Here is a 4,547-nt window from a genome sequence, read left to right as displayed (position 1 = left end):
TAGGTCAACAGCGCGTCCTTCGATGTGCCGTGCCGGTAGAAGTGCCGCAAGTGGACCGAAAGTGGGCCGAAAGTGGGATATGTGTGGCACATGCGAGTGCACATCACCGTCGACAACGAGCTCGTTGCCGAACTCGACCGCCGGCCTGGAAGCAGGCGGCGCAGCGCGTTCATCGCAGAGCTGATCCGCCGCGGGCTCGACGACGAGCATCGGTGGACTTGCGCGATCTCGATCGAGGAGATCTGGCGCGGACTGCTTCTCGGCGAAGACGCCGTCGCAGATCGGCTGGCGCGCGGGTTGCGCTGTGCACCGCTGGGGCCGTCCGAAGGAGTTCGCGCGGGAGGCTGGCGCTGCCAGTTCGCCGCCCGCGGGGTCACCCTGCACCCGGCCGACTGCCTGATCGCCGCCGCCACTGCTGGTACCGATGCCCGCCTGGCGACGGGCAATCCCGCCGACTTCCCGATGGACGACATCACCGTCGAGCACTGGCCGGTCGAGCACTGACGGCCCACTCCCACCCACCCGCAGGCCTTCGACATCCGCACCGAAGCGGCCTCGCGCGCCATTGCCGTGCCGTACATTGCCTCACGAGAAGGAGGCGCCGGTGGCCACCGAACCCGTCAGCACCGACATCGGCCCGATGCAACGGTCCAGTCGCGACGTCAGCACGCTGCCGCAGGTATTGGCGCAGTGGCTCGCCACCGTGTCGCCCGGCGGAGTGACACCGCAGGTGATCCTGCACAGTGGAGTCGACGCCACCGGCATGTCGTCGGAAACCCTGATCCTGACCGCCCGCTGGGGCGACACCGGCCCCCCGGTCGAGCAGAAGCTGGTGGCGCGGGTGGCGCCCGCCGCCAAGGACGTCCCGGTGTTCCCGTCCTACCGGCTGGATCACCAATTCGAGGTGATGCGCCTGGTCGGCGAACTCACCGACGTGCCCGTCCCGCCGGTGCGCTGGATCGAAACCACCGGCGACGTGCTGGGCACGCCGTTCTTCCTGATGGATTACGTCGACGGCGTGGTGCCGCCGGACGTGATGCCCTACACCTTCGGCAACAACTGGTTCGCCGACGCACCCGCCGACCGGCAGCGTGAACTGCAGGACGCCACCGTCGACGTGCTGGCCCGGCTGCACTCAATTCCGAACGCGGCGAACACATTTGCGTTCCTGGACGACGGCCGCACCGGTGCGACCGCGCTGCGCCGGCACGTCGCGTGGGTGCGGTCCTGGTACGACTTCGCGGTGCCCGACATCGGCGGCTCACCGCTGCTGGAACGCGCCTTCGACTGGCTGCAAACCCACTGGCCGCACGACGCGGACACCGGCGAGCCGGTGCTGTGCTGGGGCGACTCCCGGGTGGGCAACGTGCTCTACCGGGATTTCCGGCCCGTCGCGGTGCTCGACTGGGAGATGGTGACGCTCGGACCGCGCGAGCTGGACGTCGCATGGATGATATTCGCGCACATGGTTTTTCAGGAACTCGCCGGTTTAGCGGCGCTACCGGGCCTGCCGGATGTGATGCGCGAGGACGACGTGCGCGCCACCTACCGTCGGCTCACCGGCGTCGAACTCGCCGACCTGCGCTGGTTTTACGTCTACTGCGCAGTGATGTGGGCGTGCGTGTTCATGCGCACCGGCGCGCGGCGGGTGCACTTCGGCGAGGCGGAAAAACCCGACGACCCCGAATCGTTGTTCTACCACGCCGCGCTGCTGAAAAGCCTGATGGGAGAAGCCTGATGGGAGAGGCCTGATGCTCGGACCGCTCGACGAATACCCGGTTCACCAGCTCCCACAGCCGATCGCCTGGCCGGGGTCGTCGGACCGTAACTTCTACGACCGTGCCTACCTCAACGCCCACGACCGCACCGGCGACATCTTCCTGATCACCGGCATCGGCTACTACCCCAACCTCGGCGTCAAGGACGCGTTCGTGCTGATCCGCCGCGCCGACACCCAGACCGCGGTGCACCTGTCCGACGCCATCGACTCCGACCGGCTGCACCAGCACGTCGGCGGCTACCGGATCGAGGTGGTCGAACCGCTGCACACCCTGCGGGTGATCCTCGAGGAGACCGAGGGCGTCGCCGTCGACCTGATCTGGCGGGGACTGTTCGACCCGGTGCGGGAGCAGCCGCACATCATGCGGTCCGGCAACCGAATCACGTTGGACGCCCAGCGCTTTGCCCAACTCGGCAGCTGGAGCGGGCGAATCGTGCTCGACGGCGAGGAGATTCCCGTCGACCCGGCCGTCTGGATCGGCAGCCGGGACCGGTCCTGGGGCATCCGCCCGATCGGCGAACCCGAACCGGCGGGCCGGCCCACCGATCCGCCGTTCGAAGGAATGTGGTGGCTGTACATGCCGATGGCGTTCGACGACTTCGCCGTCGTGCTGATCATCCAGGAGGCGCCCGACGGGTTTCGCTCGCTCAACGACTGCACCCGCATCTGGCGCGACGGGCGCGTCGAGCAGCTGGGCTGGCCGCGCGTCGCCACCCGCTACCGGTCGGGCACCCGGATCCCGACCGGCGCGACGATCGACGCGACCGCCCCCGACGGCACCCCGGTGCGCTTCGAGGTGGAGTCCAAGCTGGCCGTGCCGATCCACGTCGGCGGCGGCTACGGCGGCGACCCGGATTGGCTGCACGGCATGTGGAAGGGCGAGAAGTTCACCCAGCGGCTGACCTACGACATGACCGACCCGGCGGTCGTCACCCGGTCCGGCTTCGGGGTCGTCGACCACGTGGGCCGCGCGGTGTGCCGCGACGGCGACGGTGCGCCAGCGGAAGGCTGGGGGCTCTACGAGCACGCCGTGCTGGGCCGCCACGACCCGACGGGGTTCGCCGACTGGCTGGCAGTGGCACCGTAGCGCGGCGACCGAACCTGCACCCCGGTGCACCGACCCTCAGGTGAGCCGCAACGGCTGAAACTGAGTGAAACCTCGAGAGCTGCCATAGCGTTGAGAGGTCCATAGCGTTGAGAGGTCCCGTCGCGACACGTGGTCTCGGCGACTCAGTCGGGTGGATCAAGAACAACCCCGGCCGCCGGGTGCGCCGGGACGTGGGCGATGCGGTTGACTTATCCGCATGTCCGACTGGAACGCCGACGTCGTCGTGGTGGGGGCCGGTTTCGCCGGCCTCACCGCCGCCCGCGAGCTGATGCGCCTCGGGCACGACGTGCTGGTGCTGGAGGGCCGTGACCGGGTGGGCGGGCGCTCGCACACCGGCCACGTCGCCGGCATCCCCGTCGACCTGGGTGGCACGTTCGTCGGGCCGACCCAGGATGCCGTGCTGGCACTGGCCGGCGAGCTCGGGATCCCCACCGTGCCGACCTACTGCGACGGCGCCAACGTCATCCGGTGGCGCGGCATGGTGCGCTCCTATTCCGGCACGATCCCCCGGCTTTCGCTGGGCGGGTTGCTCGACATCGGCAGGGTGCGTTGGCAATTCGAACGACTGGCGCGCACGGTCCCGCTGCCGGACCCGTGGACCGCGCGGCGCGCGGCGCGGCTGGACAGCTTGTCGCTCGGCGGCTGGTTGCGGTCGATCCACGCCGGGGCCACGGCCCGCGATCTGCTGGCCGTCATGGCGAGGGTGACCTGGGGCTGCGAGCCCAACGACGTCTCCATGCTGCACGCAGCCCGCTACGTGGCCGCGGCCGGCGGCCTGGACCGGCTGCTCGACGTGCGCGGCGGCGCACAGCAGGACCGGTTCGCCGCCGGCACGCAGCAGATCGCCGACGCCATGGCCGCCGAACTCGGCGAGCGTGTCGTGCTGGACGCCGCCGTGCGTCGCGTCGACCAGCACGACGGCCGCGTCGGCATCACGTGCGAGCGGGGCAGTGCCGACGCCCGGTTCGCCATCCTCGCCATCCCGCCGGCCCACCGGGCGGACATCGACTTCACTCCCCCGCTGCCGGCCGAACACACCCAGCTGGCCAGGTGTTGGCCGCAGGGCCGGCTGTCCAAGGCCTACGCGGCCTACCCCACCCCGTTCTGGCGGGCCGGCGGCCGCTCCGGCGAGGCGCTGTCCGACGAGGGCCCGGTCTTCATCACCTTCGACGTCAGCCCGCAACCCGACGGGCCTGGGATCCTGTTGGGCTTCGTCGATGCCCGCACCTTCGACGCGCTACCCGCCGAGCAGCGCCGCCGGCGCGCACTGGACTGCTTCGCGTCGCTGTTCGGCGAGGACGCGCTCACACCCCTCGACTACGTCGACCACCGTTGGGGCTCAGAGGAATTCGCTCCCGGAGGTCCGACCGCCGCGGTCCCGCCGGGATCCTGGACGCGCTACGGCCCGTGGTTGCGCCGTCCGGTGGGCGCCGTGCACTGGGCCGGCACCGAGACCGCCGACGAGTGGACCGGCTTCCTCGACGGGGCGGTGCGCTCCGGGCAGCGGGCCGCCGCCGAGGTCGCCGCTCTGCTATGAGCGCGGCTCCTCCTCATCGCTTCACTCTGCATCGTCGCCCGCGCGGCTATGAGCGCGGCTCCTCCTCATCGCTTCACTCTGCATCGTCGCCCGCGCGGCTATGAGCGCGGCTCCTCCTCATC

The 4,547-nt window shown here is 70.3% G+C and carries 4 protein-coding genes; all 4 read left to right on the top strand.

Annotation, left to right across the window (positions count from 1 at the left end):
• Nucleotides 1-90 precede the first annotated feature (90 nt).
• The 4 genes from ABDW21_RS16205 to ABDW21_RS16190 all read left to right on the top strand — a co-directional run bounded on the left by ABDW21_RS16205 (nt 91) and on the right by ABDW21_RS16190 (nt 4,425).
• Nucleotides 91-504: a hypothetical protein gene (locus ABDW21_RS16205; RefSeq protein ID WP_343603122.1), complete on the top strand. Its 414-nt coding sequence runs from the start codon at nt 91-93 to the stop codon at nt 502-504.
• Between the two features lie 136 nt (nt 505-640).
• Complete coding sequence (locus tag ABDW21_RS16200) at nt 641-1,738, top strand: phosphotransferase family protein (RefSeq protein WP_343603126.1); 1,098 nt, start codon at nt 641-643, stop codon at nt 1,736-1,738.
• A gap of 13 nt (nt 1,739-1,751) precedes the next feature.
• Nucleotides 1,752-2,867 (top strand): hypothetical protein, encoded by a 1,116-nt coding sequence (locus ABDW21_RS16195; RefSeq protein ID WP_343603123.1) that lies wholly within the window; start codon nt 1,752-1,754, stop codon nt 2,865-2,867.
• Nucleotides 2,868-3,084: 217 nt separating this feature from the next.
• Nucleotides 3,085-4,425 (top strand): flavin monoamine oxidase family protein, encoded by a 1,341-nt coding sequence (locus ABDW21_RS16190; RefSeq protein ID WP_343603124.1) that lies wholly within the window; start codon nt 3,085-3,087, stop codon nt 4,423-4,425.
• Nucleotides 4,426-4,547 lie beyond the last annotated feature (122 nt).

This window comes from Mycobacterium sp., assembly GCF_039583805.1.
In the GTDB taxonomy this organism is placed as follows: Bacteria; Actinomycetota; Actinomycetes; order Mycobacteriales; family Mycobacteriaceae; genus Mycobacterium.
This window is presented reverse-complemented; position numbering and strand designations above follow the sequence as displayed.

Excerpts from the sequence above, each read along its gene's own strand:
- ABDW21_RS16200 (WP_343603126.1), top strand. The coding sequence starts at position 641 with ATGCAACGGTCCAGTCGCGACGTCAGCACGCTGCCGCAGGTATTGGCG.
- ABDW21_RS16190 (WP_343603124.1), top strand. The coding sequence starts at position 3,085 with ATGTCCGACTGGAACGCCGACGTCGTCGTGGTGGGGGCCGGTTTCGCC.
- ABDW21_RS16195 (WP_343603123.1), top strand. The coding sequence starts at position 1,752 with ATGCTCGGACCGCTCGACGAATACCCGGTTCACCAGCTCCCACAGCCG.
- ABDW21_RS16205 (WP_343603122.1), top strand. The coding sequence starts at position 91 with ATGCGAGTGCACATCACCGTCGACAACGAGCTCGTTGCCGAACTCGAC.